At 43.5% G+C, this 14,711-nt stretch carries 18 protein-coding genes and 1 tRNA gene; 9 read left to right on the top strand and 10 right to left on the bottom strand.

Annotation, left to right across the window (positions count from 1 at the left end):
- The first annotated feature begins 28 nt into the window (after positions 1 to 28).
- The gene (locus AC1DFM_RS13035; protein ID WP_477077175.1) at positions 29 to 1,846 is read left to right on the top strand and encodes an AMP-dependent synthetase/ligase; all 1,818 of its coding nucleotides are present in this window, start codon (positions 29 to 31) and stop codon (positions 1,844 to 1,846) included.
- Positions 1,847 to 1,899: 53 nt separating this feature from the next.
- Positions 1,900 to 1,971 (top strand) — tRNA-Arg (locus AC1DFM_RS13040).
- A 40-nt stretch (positions 1,972 to 2,011) separates the two neighbouring features.
- On the opposite strand, the gene AC1DFM_RS13045 is transcribed toward AC1DFM_RS13040, so the two are convergent.
- Positions 2,012 to 3,265 carry an MFS transporter gene (locus tag AC1DFM_RS13045; protein WP_477077176.1) on the bottom strand — a complete coding sequence of 418 codons (1,254 nt, stop codon included), beginning with the start codon at positions 3,263 to 3,265 and terminating at the stop codon, positions 2,012 to 2,014.
- Positions 3,266 to 3,430: 165 nt separating this feature from the next.
- On the opposite strand from AC1DFM_RS13045, the gene AC1DFM_RS13050 reads away from it, so the two are divergent.
- Complete coding sequence (locus AC1DFM_RS13050; RefSeq protein ID WP_477077177.1) at positions 3,431 to 3,868, top strand: GNAT family N-acetyltransferase; 438 nt, start codon at positions 3,431 to 3,433, stop codon at positions 3,866 to 3,868.
- Between the two features lie 14 nt (positions 3,869 to 3,882).
- Here the strand turns inward: AC1DFM_RS13050 and AC1DFM_RS13055 are convergent, their stop codons facing one another.
- The gene (locus AC1DFM_RS13055; RefSeq protein WP_477077178.1) at positions 3,883 to 4,524 is read right to left on the bottom strand and encodes an acetyltransferase; all 642 of its coding nucleotides are present in this window, start codon (positions 4,522 to 4,524) and stop codon (positions 3,883 to 3,885) included.
- A gap of 199 nt (positions 4,525 to 4,723) precedes the next feature.
- On the opposite strand from AC1DFM_RS13055, the gene AC1DFM_RS13060 reads away from it, so the two are divergent.
- Positions 4,724 to 5,800, top strand: coding sequence for a DegT/DnrJ/EryC1/StrS family aminotransferase (locus AC1DFM_RS13060; protein WP_477077179.1), 1,077 nt, complete (start codon positions 4,724 to 4,726; stop codon positions 5,798 to 5,800).
- A 58-nt stretch (positions 5,801 to 5,858) separates the two neighbouring features.
- Here the strand turns inward: AC1DFM_RS13060 and AC1DFM_RS13065 are convergent, their stop codons facing one another.
- Positions 5,859 to 6,218 (bottom strand): DUF4180 domain-containing protein, encoded by a 360-nt coding sequence (locus tag AC1DFM_RS13065; RefSeq protein WP_477077180.1) that lies wholly within the window; start codon positions 6,216 to 6,218, stop codon positions 5,859 to 5,861.
- 160 nt (positions 6,219 to 6,378) lie between these two features.
- Between AC1DFM_RS13065 and AC1DFM_RS13070 the strand changes: the two genes are divergently transcribed.
- Positions 6,379 to 7,134: a hypothetical protein gene (locus AC1DFM_RS13070; RefSeq protein WP_477077181.1), complete on the top strand. Its 756-nt coding sequence runs from the start codon at positions 6,379 to 6,381 to the stop codon at positions 7,132 to 7,134.
- Between the two features lie 121 nt (positions 7,135 to 7,255).
- Here AC1DFM_RS13070 and AC1DFM_RS13075 read toward each other — a convergent pair whose 3' ends face one another.
- From AC1DFM_RS13075 to AC1DFM_RS13085, 3 genes are read right to left on the bottom strand one after another with little or no spacing between them, the layout of a single operon-like run.
- Complete coding sequence (locus AC1DFM_RS13075) at positions 7,256 to 7,993, bottom strand: hypothetical protein (protein ID WP_477077182.1); 738 nt, start codon at positions 7,991 to 7,993, stop codon at positions 7,256 to 7,258.
- A 60-nt stretch (positions 7,994 to 8,053) separates the two neighbouring features.
- On the bottom strand, positions 8,054 to 9,001 hold the full coding sequence (locus tag AC1DFM_RS13080) for a polysaccharide deacetylase family protein (protein WP_477077183.1): 948 nt from the start codon (positions 8,999 to 9,001) through the stop codon (positions 8,054 to 8,056).
- Positions 9,001 to 9,399 (bottom strand): DoxX family protein, encoded by a 399-nt coding sequence (locus AC1DFM_RS13085; protein ID WP_477077184.1) that lies wholly within the window; start codon positions 9,397 to 9,399, stop codon positions 9,001 to 9,003. The genes AC1DFM_RS13080 and AC1DFM_RS13085 overlap by 1 nt, the downstream gene beginning before the upstream one ends.
- Positions 9,400 to 9,485: 86 nt before the next feature.
- On the opposite strand from AC1DFM_RS13085, the gene AC1DFM_RS13090 reads away from it, so the two are divergent.
- Complete coding sequence (locus AC1DFM_RS13090; RefSeq protein WP_477077185.1) at positions 9,486 to 10,328, top strand: helix-turn-helix domain-containing protein; 843 nt, start codon at positions 9,486 to 9,488, stop codon at positions 10,326 to 10,328.
- A 63-nt stretch (positions 10,329 to 10,391) separates the two neighbouring features.
- Here AC1DFM_RS13090 and AC1DFM_RS13095 read toward each other — a convergent pair whose 3' ends face one another.
- A complete protein-coding gene (locus AC1DFM_RS13095) occupies positions 10,392 to 10,673 on the bottom strand; it encodes a hypothetical protein (protein ID WP_477077186.1) in 282 nt (93 codons plus the stop codon).
- Between the two features lie 144 nt (positions 10,674 to 10,817).
- On the opposite strand from AC1DFM_RS13095, the gene AC1DFM_RS13100 reads away from it, so the two are divergent.
- On the top strand, positions 10,818 to 11,405 hold the full coding sequence (locus tag AC1DFM_RS13100) for an SMI1/KNR4 family protein (RefSeq protein ID WP_477077187.1): 588 nt from the start codon (positions 10,818 to 10,820) through the stop codon (positions 11,403 to 11,405).
- Here the strand turns inward: AC1DFM_RS13100 and AC1DFM_RS13105 are convergent.
- Positions 11,393 to 12,388, bottom strand: a complete 996-nt coding sequence (locus tag AC1DFM_RS13105; protein WP_477077188.1) for an AraC family transcriptional regulator — start codon at positions 12,386 to 12,388, stop codon at positions 11,393 to 11,395. The genes AC1DFM_RS13100 and AC1DFM_RS13105 overlap by 13 nt on opposite strands.
- A 144-nt stretch (positions 12,389 to 12,532) precedes the next feature.
- Here AC1DFM_RS13105 and AC1DFM_RS13110 point away from each other — a divergent pair, with 144 nt between their 5' ends.
- The gene (locus AC1DFM_RS13110; protein ID WP_477077189.1) at positions 12,533 to 12,928 is read left to right on the top strand and encodes a nuclear transport factor 2 family protein; all 396 of its coding nucleotides are present in this window, start codon (positions 12,533 to 12,535) and stop codon (positions 12,926 to 12,928) included.
- Between the two features lie 74 nt (positions 12,929 to 13,002).
- Here the strand turns inward: AC1DFM_RS13110 and AC1DFM_RS13115 are convergent, their stop codons facing one another.
- Positions 13,003 to 13,584 (bottom strand): hypothetical protein, encoded by a 582-nt coding sequence (locus AC1DFM_RS13115; protein WP_477077190.1) that lies wholly within the window; start codon positions 13,582 to 13,584, stop codon positions 13,003 to 13,005.
- A 191-nt stretch (positions 13,585 to 13,775) separates the two neighbouring features.
- Here AC1DFM_RS13115 and AC1DFM_RS13120 point away from each other — a divergent pair, with 191 nt between their 5' ends.
- Positions 13,776 to 14,081 carry a hypothetical protein gene (locus AC1DFM_RS13120; protein WP_477077191.1) on the top strand — a complete coding sequence of 102 codons (306 nt, stop codon included), beginning with the start codon at positions 13,776 to 13,778 and terminating at the stop codon, positions 14,079 to 14,081.
- Positions 14,082 to 14,143: 62 nt separating this feature from the next.
- Here the strand turns inward: AC1DFM_RS13120 and AC1DFM_RS13125 are convergent, their stop codons facing one another.
- The gene (locus AC1DFM_RS13125; RefSeq protein ID WP_477077192.1) at positions 14,144 to 14,683 is read right to left on the bottom strand and encodes a GNAT family N-acetyltransferase; all 540 of its coding nucleotides are present in this window, start codon (positions 14,681 to 14,683) and stop codon (positions 14,144 to 14,146) included.
- Positions 14,684 to 14,711 lie beyond the last annotated feature (28 nt).

Here is a 14,711-nt window from a genome sequence, read left to right on the forward strand (position 1 = left end):
CATTTGAGGCAAACAAAATTACAGCAGCATGAAGGAGCAACCGCAGCGACTATTTGACGTGATTTCTTACCAATTAGCCAACTATCCTAAAACTGATATGTTAGCTGGCAAAGAAAATGGAGTATGGAAAAAGTACAGTACAAAAGAAGTAGCGGACATCACCCTCAAATTCAGCGCCGGCCTGCTCAAACTAGGTATCCGGCCAGGCATTAAAAACAATGAGGAAAAAGATAAAATAGCCATCATTTCCCCCAACAGACCAGAATGGATACTCACCGACCTGGCCTGTCAGCAACTGGGCGCCGTACTTACGCCCATTTATCCTACTATTAGCGAACACGAACTGGCGTTTGTTTTAAATGATGCCGCTGCCAGCATTCTTTTTGTGAGCGACAAAGAACTGCTCAACAAAATCAATGGCATGCGTGACCAGCTTCCCTCTATCCGGGAAATATTCACTTTTAACAAAGTAGAAGGCGCCAGACATTGGAAAGAAGTAGTAGAACTGGGCGACGAAGCAGATTTTGAAGCAATAGATACCGCCAGGAAAAATATATCTCCCGAAGAACTGGTTACTATTATTTATACTTCCGGTACCACCGGGACCCCGAAAGGTGTAATGCTCAGTCACCACAACGTAATGAGCAATGTGCTGGCCTGCCAACCCTATTTACCGGTTAGCACCGAAGCCAGAGCACTCAGCTTTCTTCCGTTAAACCACGTATTTGAGAGAATGGTCACGTACCTCTATCTCCTATCCGGCGTACCCATTTATTACGCCGAAACGATGGATACCATTGGCGACAATCTGAAAGAAATAAAACCTACCATTTTTACCACCGTACCACGACTCCTGGAGAAAGTATACGAAAGGATTATGAGTACAGGCCTGGAACTAAAAGGCATTAAAAGAGCGTTGTTTTTTTGGGCAGTGGATATCGGCAAGCGCTACGAAATCAACAAAGACCAGGGCGCCTGGTATAATCTGCAGCTCAAATTAGCCAACAAACTGATTTTCAGTAAATGGCGCGCTGCCCTCGGTGGCAGAATACAGTGTATCGTCAATGGCGCCGCTGCCTGTCAGGTACGACTACTCAAAATATTTACCGCTGGTGGTATTCCCATCCTGGAAGGATATGGACTTACCGAAACATCCCCTGTGATCAGTGTAAACCGCTATGAAGAAGAAGACCGGATGTTTGGCACAGTAGGCCCCGTTATCAGTAGTGTGGAAGTAAAGTTGGCTGAAGATGACGAAATCCTTTGTAAAGGCCCCGGCGTGACCATTGGCTACTACAAACGCCCCGATCTTACTGCCGATGCCATTAAAGATGGCTGGTTTCATACCGGCGATATCGGCGTACTGATTGATAACAAATTCCTGAAAATAACGGATCGCAAAAAAGAACTCTTCAAAACCTCTGGTGGCAAGTTTGTAGCACCACAGCCCATTGAAAATAAGTTCAAAGAATCGCCCTATATAGAGCAAATTATGGTAGTGGGCGAAGACCGCAAATTCACGGCAGCATTGATTGTACCGTCCTTTGGTAACCTGCGTGGCTGGGCTGCCAAAAACAATGTTTCCGCCACTTCCAACGAAGAACTGGTGAAAAATCCTGCTGTGATAGACCTCTTCAAACAGGCAACAGACAAGTACAACCAGTTTTTCAGTCATATTGAACAAGTGAAAAAATTCGTTCTCCTCCCCCACGAATGGACCGTAAATGCCGGTGAACTGACACCTACATTGAAAGCAAAGCGGAAAGTGATCCTGGAGAAATACAAGAAGGAAATTGAAGGTATTTACACCCCTGCAGGCGGGAAAGTGGATATAGAAAGTCTTTAAATATTAATTTAAAACCCTTACTTTTGCCACCCGATCCCGGAAAATTGGGGTATGGCCTCATAGTTCAATGGATAGAATAGAAGTTTCCTAAACTTTAGATACAGGTTCGATCCCTGTTGGGGCTACTAACAGGAAAAGTGATTTACACCATCGCTTTTCCTGTTTTTATTTTACCGGACTACTCATCGTTTCCCTCATATTTACCCAAACAACAATCCCTGATAACAGTGTCACCATTCCTGCAATATGCACCGCCCAAACCAATCCAAAGTAATTCCCCACAATACCTGCCATTAAAGCGCCAACAGCATATCCCATATCCCGCCAAAAGCGGTAAACGCCCAGAGAAGCAGCCCGCCACGAGGGATGTGCGGCATCACTCACTGCGGCTAATAACGCAGGATACACCATCGCGGTACCTAATCCTAACAAAACAGACCCCACCAAACCCGATGTTAGTGGCGCAAATAGTTCTAAGCCGATAACGATGTGTCCCAATACTTGTACAAACATTCCCCAAACAATCAGGGGCTTCCTGCCCCATTTATCTGCCAGAGGACCTGTAATGGTTTGTCCTACACCCCATACCACCGGATAGATAGCTTTGATCCATCCTATGCCTTCTATACCAACACCCATCGACATAAAGAGTAGCGGAAACACGCCCCAGGACATGCCATCATTCAGATTGTTAATGAGCCCTGCTTGCGAAACGGAAAAGAGGTTCCTGTTCTTGAAAGACGTTTCTTTAAATACCCACCATAAATTGGGTGCATGTATTTGTTCACCGGCGGTAATGGTTTGTATTTGTTTCGCTTCCAGGGCAGCATACGTTCTCGTATCTCTTATTACAAAAATGGAAAGCAATAATCCGACAATCGTGTAGGCAATTCCGATGTAGAACGGCTGTGGACGTAGTCCGTAATGCGAGGCCAGATAACCGGTGAGTAAAGCAGTAAGCCCCACTGCTCCATATCCGGCAGCTTCATTTAACCCCATGGCAAGCCCGCGACTTTTACGCCCTACCAGGTCAATCTTCATGTTAACGGTCATTGACCATGTTAGCCCCTGACTGATCCCTAATAAAATATTGGCGAATAAAATCCAGTTCCACGATGGTCCATAAGCGAGTAAAAACGGTACTGGAAGGCCTACCAGCCAACCGTATATCAGGATTTTCTTACGGGTATATTTATCTGCCAGCACACCTGAAATAAGGTTGGTAAAAGCCTTTACCACACCAAATGCAATGATGAAAGAAAAGACAACTATATCTGACTTAATTTTAAATTCCGTTGTGCCTACTAGTGGCACTACTGTTCTTTCCAGGCCAACCATCCCGCCCACCATCATATTCACGAGAATCAAAAGGGTAAATTGTTGCCAGTTTTCTTTTAATCCTAATCTTATATGCTCCACTTGTTTGTGTATTATTTTGATGTTGCAGGCTCAACGGAATAACCATTCGAGGCCCATTATAGAAAAAACTTCAACAAAATAAATCATAATAAAACAGATAAAAAACAGGAAATTACAGAGACCTATCTATCGTAGATCTTCGTTTCCAATTCAACCTGATAACATATGATACGCCCATACATCGCTACTGACAAAGACGAACTACTCCATATCTTCCAACTCAACACCCCGGAGTATTTCGATCCCAACGAGCTGGCTGATTACAGCGGTTATTTAAATGAACATGCTAATAGTTATTTTACGATTGAACATAATAATCGTATAGCCGGCGGCGTAGGTTATCATGTCAATGAAGCTACTCAAACAGGGCAGATTACCTGGATATTATTTCACCCGGATTATGCAGGACTGGGATTGGGAAGAAGGGCTGTGGAACATTGTATAGCAATTTTCAAATCATATCCCGCTGTGGAAAAACTGGTAGTTACTACCTCTCAAAAAGCGTATCGATTTTTTGAGAAATTTGGCTATCAGCTGATTAAAACGGAAACAGATTACTGGGGACCGGGATTGGATCTATATTGGATGGAACGTGTGCTTTAGTTAAATATAAATTGCTATTTCATTAACTTCTGTACAGGTACGCCCACATATACACCAGCTTCCTTAATATCTTTGGTGACAATGCCTCCCATACCAATCGTTACATTATCTGCTATGGTAATTTTTTGTTTGACAGCAGCATGTGTACCCAAATATACGCCTGTTCCAAAGTGACAGTTACCACTAATACTCACGCCCAGTGCAGCGGTAAAGAAATCACCGAGGATACAGTCATGCGAAACGGTAGTACGTGTGTTTAAATGAACATGCTTACCAATTTTTATGTTACAAGTAATAATGACACCAGTTGAAATAATGCTTCCCTCTCCTATTTCCACCCATTCAGATATAATGGCAGAAGGATGAATAATGGTAGCATAAGTAGTATCAGCAGGCAGTTTTTCCACTATCTTCTTCCTGATTACCGGATCGCCAATAGCCACTACCACATCATATAACGCGGTATCAAATTTTGAAGAAGGAATTACGGCTATCCCCATTATGGTGGCTTCATCATAGTATTCATCGTCTACCATAAAGCAGGCGATATCTCGTATATTCTGCGTTTTATCCATTCCGTCGATTATAGCACACAGCGTTTCCCGGCCATGTCCTCCTGCACCTATGATACATATTTTCTTTTTACCTGCTGTCATATATCTCGTTGATTTGGGTATTCGCAATGATAAGCTTTCTCAAAAGTATAAAAATAAATAAAGGTTCGAAAGCAGGAATTCAGCCAAATACACAATAAAAAATATAAACATATATGAACTCCCTTATTTTATAGCCAATCTTTGTACCTTCATTAAATCCTTACAATTACAGATTGTGGGGATTTATAATATAAATAAGATGATACCAGTAACCAAGCCCTTTCTTCCGCCGCGGGAAGAATATAACAAATATCTGAACGACATATGGGAGCGTCAGTGGCTCACCAACCATGGTCCGTTAGTGAATGAGCTGGAAAGCAAATTGAAGGAACACCTGGATGTATCCAACGTGTTGTTTCTTTCCAATGGTACCATCGCTATTCAGATTGCCATCAAAGCGCTTGAATTGACCGGCGAAATAATCACCACGCCATTCTCCTACGTAGCTACTACCAGTACCATTGTATGGGAAAACTGTAAGCCTGTTTTTGTGGACATAGATCCGCTTACTTTTAATATTGATCCTGCTAAAATAGAAGCTGCTATTACGGAGAAAACAACCGCTATCATGGCGACCCATGTTTTTGGTAATGCATGCGACATAGACGCCATTGCTGCCATTGCCAAAAAGCACGGACTGAAAGTGATTTATGACGCCGCCCATGGCTTCGGTACACTGTATAATGGTAAATCCGTTTTTGAATACGGAGATATCAGCACCTGCAGTTTTCATGCTACTAAAATTTTCCACACCGTAGAAGGTGGCGCCGTATTTACCACACAGCCTCAGCTACTGGAAAAAATGTTGCTGCTCCGCAATTTCGGACATACCTCTCCTGTTACATTTGACGGTATCGGCATTAATGCCAAAAACTCCGAATTCCATGCCGCCATGGGATTATGCTGCCTGAAACACCTGGACGAGATATTCAAAAACCGTAAAACGCAATGGAAACATTATCAGGCGGCATTACAGGAATCTAACAAAGTGCAATTGCTCACCGTCACCAAAGGATGCGACTTCAATTGTGCCTACTTCCCGGTTGTATTTGAGAGCGAAGCGGTATTGCAAAAAGTACTCGCAGCACTGAATTTGCAATATGTGCAGCCAAGAAGATATTTCTTCCCTTCGCTGAATACCATCAATTACGTGGATAATCGCAGCTGTCCTCATTCTGAATCCATTGCACAACGGGTGTTATGCCTGCCGCTCTATCATAATCTTCGGAGAGAAGACCAGGATATGATTCTGAAAGTGATCATGAAAAATTTATAAAAAAAAGATCAAAGTGGTCATCACTTTGATCTTTTTTTTGGCTTTCCGGAAGCACTGTTTATTTGCTTAATCTTGTTTGCGCTTCTGCTACATCTGCCACAAAATTAATGCGGCCMGCTTTATTGCTTTCGTATATAAAGTCTTTCAATGCCTTACTGCTATACTTATCAAACGCTCCTACTATGGCCAGTCTCATTTGATAAGTAGAAAACTTCTGTAAGATTTCCCCGGCAATACCTGTTTTTAAATCAAAGAATTCAGGCGTAATCTGCTGTTCCTGTAAGATAATACCAGCGGCTCCCTGATAGCTGCAATTGCCTAATATATCCAGGGCATCATCTACATTATTCACTACAAGTTGATCCGATGCTATCGTGGCAATTCCTTTTCCATTAATATGGGCTAATACTATTTCCATGGGGACATTTTTTTGCAATGTATTATTTTATCGTCATAGTGCTATTTGCAAATATCGCTTCCTCCATATATCTTCACTAATAAAATATCCCATGAAGTTTCCTGTGAATATTTTCTATTGTAGCATACTTCTATTAACCGCCTGTCAAACACCATCAAGCATGAATTCTCAAGGCAAAATTATTTTCAAAGATAGTTCCGGACACGTTCTAAAGGAAGCCGATATCGCCAACATCAATGGTCAGGTAAATTACGAAATACAAGATAAGATCGCTGTTTCTGCCGCCGCATCCGGGTTACACCAGGAAGCCCGGGCACTGGGACAACAAGGCAAGTATGATCTCGCTATTGCAAAGCTCAAAGAAGCAATCGCCCTGGAACCGAACTGGGCCTACCCCGTATACGACCTGGCCTTTACGTATTTACTCAAAGAAGATTATGCAAACGCATTAAAATACTACCGTCAAACCAATGCTTTAAAACCGGAGGGCTTTTTCACCGCAAAAACGGCACTATATGCCCTGGAAGGAGAAGAAAGTGGAAAATTCCCCAAAGGAATATATCTGGCTTATTTACAAATTGAATGGACTAATAACGCTGCGCAAAAACAGGAAATAGCAAAAGCTATTACTGAAAAAGTACCCGATTTTGCTCCCGCATGGAAAGAGCTGGCAACTTTAGAGGAAGATAATACCGCTAAAGAAAGAGCGATTGAACAGGGACTTTCTAAAAACCCTGATGCTGAAACGAAAGGTATTCTATTGATTAATAAAGCAGCACTTTTAAATAATCAAGGCAAGAAAGACGCCGCCATCCAGCTGTTGGGAAATCTCATTTTTTCGCCAGATGCTACCCTCGGCAGCGTTTCCCTTGCTAAATTCACCTTGAAATCTTTCACCACCGCTGATACCCACTAACACAAAACAGTAATAAGCAAGTGCAACTGGTTGCACTTACTTATTACTGTTTTAATACTTATGCTTTCCAATTTTAAGCAGTAACATTTCATTGACCACAAAGCAAAATCAGGAAACACCATTAAAGATCAATATCCATCCCCCACTTAAAATTAAACACCCCTAATTTTGCGAGGATAGCTACTATTACCGCCGCTATCAGTAGCGGCATGATCCATACGGTACGCTTATATTTTTCGGGAAGATTTTTATTCTGATAGGTTTTTAATACTCCCCAAACCAGCAGGCCGACTAACAACACGCCACTTCCTACTACAGCTATTTTATTTTCTACAAACCGGATGATCACCATCAATACAATGGCCGCAATTCCTGTGACCCATCTAAAACGCTCCAGTAGCGGGCGTTCGGCGTCTTCAGTGAAAGGCATCAGTTGTGAAAGTTTTGCCTCCAGTTCGTTCATTCGTTCCATGCCGGCGGGTATTTGAATGATGTCATCGGACGACATACCGCGAATAGTAATAACCCCTGTAGCATCCTTAGTGATGGCGGATATTTCAAGGCGATTCAATGACAGATCCGGCGTATCCTCCTGCGTTCTGATAACGGTATCTTCATCTATTTCAATGGTGAAACTATCGTATAATCTTTTCCGGTTTCTCAATCCACGGTAAATGCTGATACCCACTGCGGCCAGCATCACCGGCATCACGAACAAAGCGGTTCTAAGATCAAATCCCTCTCCGTAATTAGCCCCCAGTACAACGACCAGGCCAAACAACATCGCCGGCACAAACCGGGTGAGCGTTTGTTTTTTGATAATGGCGAAGCCTTCCTGTTGTGTTTTAAATACCTCCATAGTCGCAACAAAATAACATAATATTCATTGCAAAGGAAGCGAAAAAGGCAAGACTTTTCCTTACTCGCGGATAGTGCTTTTGTCCGTCAGCGCCATTTTTGCGATATCATCTTTTCGTTTAAATACCACGCCCGAATGTTGCTTCATATAGGCCAGCAGTTCGCTGGTAGCCTTTACCAGCTGCGGAGTACCGCCTATGCGGTCGTGGAAGCTGATCGACATCATACGGCGCCGGTGAGCGGCTTCTTCATACAGCTGATCAAACTCCATCTTTACTTGTTGCAGGAACTGATCAGATGAAAACCATTGTCCCGCTACGAGCTGGATATCATTGCAGCGCAGTGTATAAGGTACTACCACAAAATCCAGGTTATTCACTTTGGTGATAAAGGGTTCATCACGACTCAAATCATCGATGTGGTAGAGGAATCCCAGCTCTTGTAATATGGTCAGTGTGTTATCTCCGCGACGCATCCAGTTGGCATTGTAGCCTACGGGCGTTACGCCGGTAGCCTTTCTGATGGCTTCCATGCCATCCGTTATAAATCGTTTTTCCTCATCATAGGGGAGCATGTATTGTGGGGTCCAGTCGCGGCCATGGGCGGCGGCTTCATGGCCGCGTTGTACAATTTCCTTTGCCAGCGCCGGATGCTTTTCCACTGCACTACCTACCATATGGGAGGTGACTTTAATACCGTGTTTGTCCCAGTTGTCGAGCATGCGGGGGATACCTTCTTTGTAGCCGTACTCGTACCAGGTGGTGGCGGGCAGGTCTTTATATCCCTTGGGCATGTTTCGCGGGAAGGGGCTTTCGGGAATATCGTCTGGTTGCCCGCCAGCCTCAAACTGCATAGATACTGATACTACGAGGCGGGAGCCATCAGCCCAGTGCGGGCCTGCTGCCGGGGACGACTGTGGCGCTGATTGGGCCATTACCTTAGCCGGGCTTACCATACCGGCCAATCCAACCAGGCCGGCTGTTTTCAGGAATTCTTTTCTTGTAGCCATTACTTTTTTATGAGATGATCAACTGCGAGGGTGTTGTATTGAATAAAAGCCAGTAACCCGGCAAAGAAAACTGCATGAATGAGCTGTGAAGGGAGTGCTTCCCAATTTTCTATCAGTGTTGTACCGAAAATCAATAGCAGCATAACGATGCCTCCACCTATCAGCGAAACGCGGGTAAATAGCCCCAGCAGCAATAATGCGCCGATAATAAATTCTGCGATGGGCAACGCGTAACTGAAAGGAACCACCAGGGGTGCGGGTAGCATGGATTTTTCAAAACTCTTCACCATCCAGGCGCTGAAGCCATTTAATTTAGGGAGCCTTACTAAACCGTGGCCAAACATGCTGGCAGCTACTGATAGCCGGAGCAATAAGAATACAATCGCATTATTTTCCATTTTGTATGTTTTTACAAAGCAAAGATCATGGTGAATCGTACAAATAAAACTGTACATTTTTAGGATCATTCTGTATTTTTGCAGGTATGCTACAAGAAAACTTATATCAACCTTTTGAGATCGAATACCGCGAATGCAGTGAATGTCCGATAGATCCTCATAAGCACAATTTCTTTGAACTGGTATACATTGTAGAAGGCAGCGGCATACAGTGTGTTAACAAAAACCAATTGCCTTACAGTCCGGGTAAACTGTTTCTGGTAATGCCGCAGGACTGCCATTCATTTGAGGTAAAGGAGAGTACTAAGTTCTTCTTCATCCGTTTCAATAACATTTACCTTCAGCATCATAAAGAATGGATACAGCAATTGGAATTCATTTTCCAGCATACTAATCATATGCCGGGCTGTATTTTAAAAAACAAAAACGATAAACCCCTGGTAAAAGCGTTGGTGGAGGCGCTGATCCGGGAGCTGGTGAACCAGCAGCCCTATCACCGGGAGATGGCGCAACAAATCGTGAACACGATGATCATGATTATTGCCAGGAACATTATACTACAGCTGCCGGAGCAACCCAAACATCCTGCAAAACAGGATGCTTCCCTGAATATACTGCATTATATACATGAAAATATCTATTCTCCGGAGAAACTACGCGCAGAGCAGATTGCAGCGAACTTTAATATTTCGCCTACTTATCTAAGTGAGTATTTTAAGCGAAATAACGGCGATAGCTTACAGCAATATATTACCCAATATAAATTAAAACTGGTGGAAGCGCGGCTGCAGTACAGCAGTATGCGGGTAGGAGAAATTGCAGATGAGCTGGGCTTTACAGACGAAAGTCACCTGAACAGGATGTTTAAAAAGTATAAAGGTGTGAATCCATCTGCCTATAGAAAAGAATTACAGGCCACCACTAATTAAAGCACACATAAAAAAAGCGCCCCACTTCACAGCGGGGCGCTTTTTTAAAAGAGGTATTAAAGACTAGGCTTCATCTTCTTCGTCTTCTCCATCATCTTCCAACCACTCCATGTAAGAGAAGTACCAGTCTTCCAGTTGCTCCAGGAGTTCCTGTTTCTTTTCTGGTGCATTTTTGTAGAATTCTTCTACATTATCAATTTCATGAACGATATCGATGTAGGCAGTTTCTTCGTCTTCTTCTACACGTTTGGCAAAGAAGCGAGGTTTTTCCGTGTGAAAAATATATTCATTTTCCGGATCTGTTACAGGATCATCTGCAATCAGAAATTTAGGTAACTGTGCCATAAGGAGTTATTTACTTTTTATGATGTTGTTCGCGTTTAAGAGTTACAAAGCTATAGATAAATATCTTACAAAAAACATACACGAAGAATGAATAAATTTATAGAGAAAATTTCACATCTTTATAGTCGTTAAAACCCATACCATATGCAAGAATATTGGATCAGATGGGAATACTGGATGCAGCAGCAGGCCCCAAGACTGCTTAACATCCTTCATCCCGGCGTTACTTTTGAGGCGGTGGAGTCACTGGAAAAACTAATAGGAACCGCGTTACCGGCCTCTTTCAAAGCATTTTATGCTATCCATAACGGGCAACAAAAGGCCAGGGCTGGCCTGGTAGATGCCGATCAGTTACTGAGTGTGGAAGATATCATTTCGCAGTGGCAGCATTGGAAAGACCAGCTGGACGCCGGCAGTTTTAGCTGGCAGGATACGCCTATCCTGGCCACGCCGGATACCGGTATTAAAAACGACTGGTGGAATCCGCTCTGGATACCTTTTACCAGCGATGGCTTTGGCAACCACCTTTGTATTGACCTCGATCCTGCACCACATGGCAAACGCGGACAGGTGATCAGCCTATGGCACGATGATGGTCACCGCGCCATTGAGGCACCCTCCTTCGAAGCCTGGCTGCAGCACTATATCAGCGACCTCGAAAAAGGAGAATATATTTTTGTAAAGAAATGGGGCATTGTACATAAAGATACTTTCCTGAACTACAACGACTGATAACTGACCGGCGTACTGCCTGTCCACCGTTTAAAGGCTCTCGTGAAAGCACTCAATTCATTATAGCCTAACATCCATGAAATATCTTTCAAAGGATAACTACCTGAAGAAATGTAATACACCGCCAGTGAACGTCTTACCTCATCTGCAATATCCTGATACTTCACGCCTTCCTCTTTCAATTTCCGTTGTAAACTACGCGGACTGATATTGAAGTTGGCTGCCATATCATTCAGAGAAGAAACACCCAGGTAGGAATTTGCCAACAGGTAGTTGTAAATCCTGTTCTTTAATCCATGTGGTTGCACCTCCGGCTGGGGCATACTGCTGACCTTTTGCAGCAATAGGCTCTGCAGGTCATAATTAGCAGTTAAAAGCGGCTCATCCCAATATTTGATATCGAACACCAGCTCATATACACCAGGGCGTTTTGTGGGCTTACAACGAAAAACACGCTCATAGGCGGCAGGATCTGGTACCCTGTAAGCCAGGTATACCGCCTGTGGGGCTATTTTTTCCAGCAGCAAACCATCCAGTTCATGAATAATCACTACCATCAGCACATCTATTAACTGCCGGAATGCATAAGGTGGTGTAGGCCCCTGATCAGCAGCAGGGATCAAGGCCACATGAAAAGTTTTCGTGCTGCGATGTATTTCTATTCTGCACTGATCTGTAACGTGGTGCGTAAGGGCCGCAGCATGTGTCAATGCTTCGCCTACTGTTGCACTGCTTTGTATAATATGCCCCACGGTTCCTAATGCAGCCGGCTGCAGTGATTCCCCAAAGTGGAGTCCGAAAAGCGGATCATTCGTTAACCTGCTGGCGTTTAACCATAAATCCTGCATTTGCTGCGCTGTTACCGGTGGTGCATTTTCCTTTTTTAGCATTGCCAGATCAATACCTGCCAGCTTGCATAACTGTGCCGCATTCACATCGCGTTGCACAGCATAGGCGATCATACTTAATACTAACTTATTCATACTATAAAGGTATTCAACTCCCTGTTCACAAAAAACAGTCTGGCGTCAAATGGTAAGTAATTGTCGCGCAAAGGTAAATGATTAGCCTGCCCGGAAAAGTAGCTTTGCATTATCAATTCATCAACAAACCTAAAACAACAACATATGGAAAAGCAAACCTTAAAAGTAGTAACCGAATTCGTAAATGCAGTACAGCAGGTAAATCTCGAAAGAATTGGCGCGTTGTTACACCCGGAGATCAGCTGGGAACAGCCAGGCACCAATCGTTTCTCCGGTACTAAAAACTCCAGTGGAGAAGTATTCCAGATGGTAGGTGGTATGTTTGAAGTATCACAAAATACCATGTCACTGGCTGACATTAAAACCATTGCCGTAAACGGCGATCAGGCTTCTGTAGTACTCACCTGGAAAGCCAGCAGACCAGGCGCTGAATTACACACTGATAACGTAGACGTGTATACGGTGAAAGATGGTTTAATAGTAGCTGCTAAAATATATGCAGCAGACATCCAACAGGAAGATATTTTCTGGGGAAACTAATGTAACCTAAAACGGGCAACGCCTTCCAGACAACGGGCAGTCTGGAAGGCGTTTTTATTTTTAACAGTATTTATTTAGAAAAACAGGAACTTCTTCTTCTTTTTAGGCGCTTCGGTGGACATTGTTTTATACAGCGTTGGTTGACTCACCGATGTTTTACTCCCTACTATGATTTCCTGAGCAGGGACAACCATTACAGCACCAGTAGAATAGTTACGGGGAGATTTGATGTTATACCCTGTTACCACTATTTCCGGCAGGCACATTGGTTTTGGAGTAACACTGCTATCTGCAGAATGCGTCATTGGCACCCCCATTTCAATTTGCTCCAGCACCCTTGTTTCCGCATGTGTAGCGGTCACCATACCAATGGCTAATCCTGCCGTGATCACCATGGCAGGCATGAGCTGATGCCGTGGTGGCTCTGGCGCCACCAACGGCCGGTTTAACTGCGTATCCACGAAGCGACCACAAATACGTCCTTTACCGTTAGTGATAACAGTAAAAATTTCAGCATCAGATAATAAGGAGAAATCAACTACCGTTTTGTTACAGCTACTACAGTGCTTCCCTGCCGCAGTGCGGGTCATTTGATTCCAATCCTCGTTGCAAGGTGTAGGAACAGATAGATACAGACCTTTATTCGTTGACTTCATAGGTGCGGGTTATCGGATATGAATATACGAAATAAAACGATCTCATTATGGGGAAAATCCCCGGTATGCCCACTCTATACGGCAAAAACATATCTGTAAAAAGCTGGCTTTCATACAACAACTGATATGGCATTATTGTTGAAATTATTTCAACATAAATCATCATTTCATTAAATATTAAAAGAAATAGCATGAAAACGCCAAAGCATATCTCAAAATTTTTATTTGCCACTGCCCTTGGTGCAGTAATGTCACTCGCCGGTTCGACGTCCTTTGCACAAGGTATTGACAGCACGGCAAAAAAAATTGGTAATAAAACAGCTTCCATCGCGGTAAAAGGCGCCTCCGCAGTGACTGACAAAGTATATAAAGACAAAGAAGGACCCAACGGCGAAACGGTATACATCAACAGAAAAGACAAGAAATACATTGTTGATGATAAAGGAAAGAAAGTATATCTGAAGAAATCACAGATACATAACAAGAAAAAAAGCTGATTTTCCATCTGAACATAGAAAAGGCCGCCAAACGCGTGGCGGCCTTTTTATTTTTCTCCAAATTATCTACCTCTTTTTTTCTGCTGATAATCCTCTTCCAGGATCGCATACATAAAGTTATCGGACCAGCTACCCCGTATCGGCAATACTTTTCGTTTACGCCCCTCCCGCTGCATACCACATTTTTCCAATACCCTGGCAGATCCTGCATTATCAACCGCACATCCAGCCTCTACCCTATGCAACTGCAATTCTTCAAAAGCATATTGCAATAATCTGTTTACCACCTCCGTTGCCAACCCTTGCCCCCAGTAGGCTACATCCAGCTTGTACCATACTTCCGCACTACTGAAACGGGATGTTTTAAACACCATTCCTATCAGCCCTATAAATTCACGTGTATCCTTCAACGTTATACTCCATACTTTATGGCCGGCGTCTTTTAACCATCCGTCTACCACATCTGCAGTTACAAAAACAGAAGCCGGAATACCCAGCGTATTGTATTCATCCGTTTCCGGCATGCTGTGCAGCCGGTGTATTACAGGAATATCTGCAGTGGTGACCGGATGTAAAGCCATCCGGGAAGTGGTTAGTTCCATGTGCGTTATCAAATTTATACTGCGGGGG

The organism is Chitinophaga sp. 05T412 (assembly GCF_056396465.1).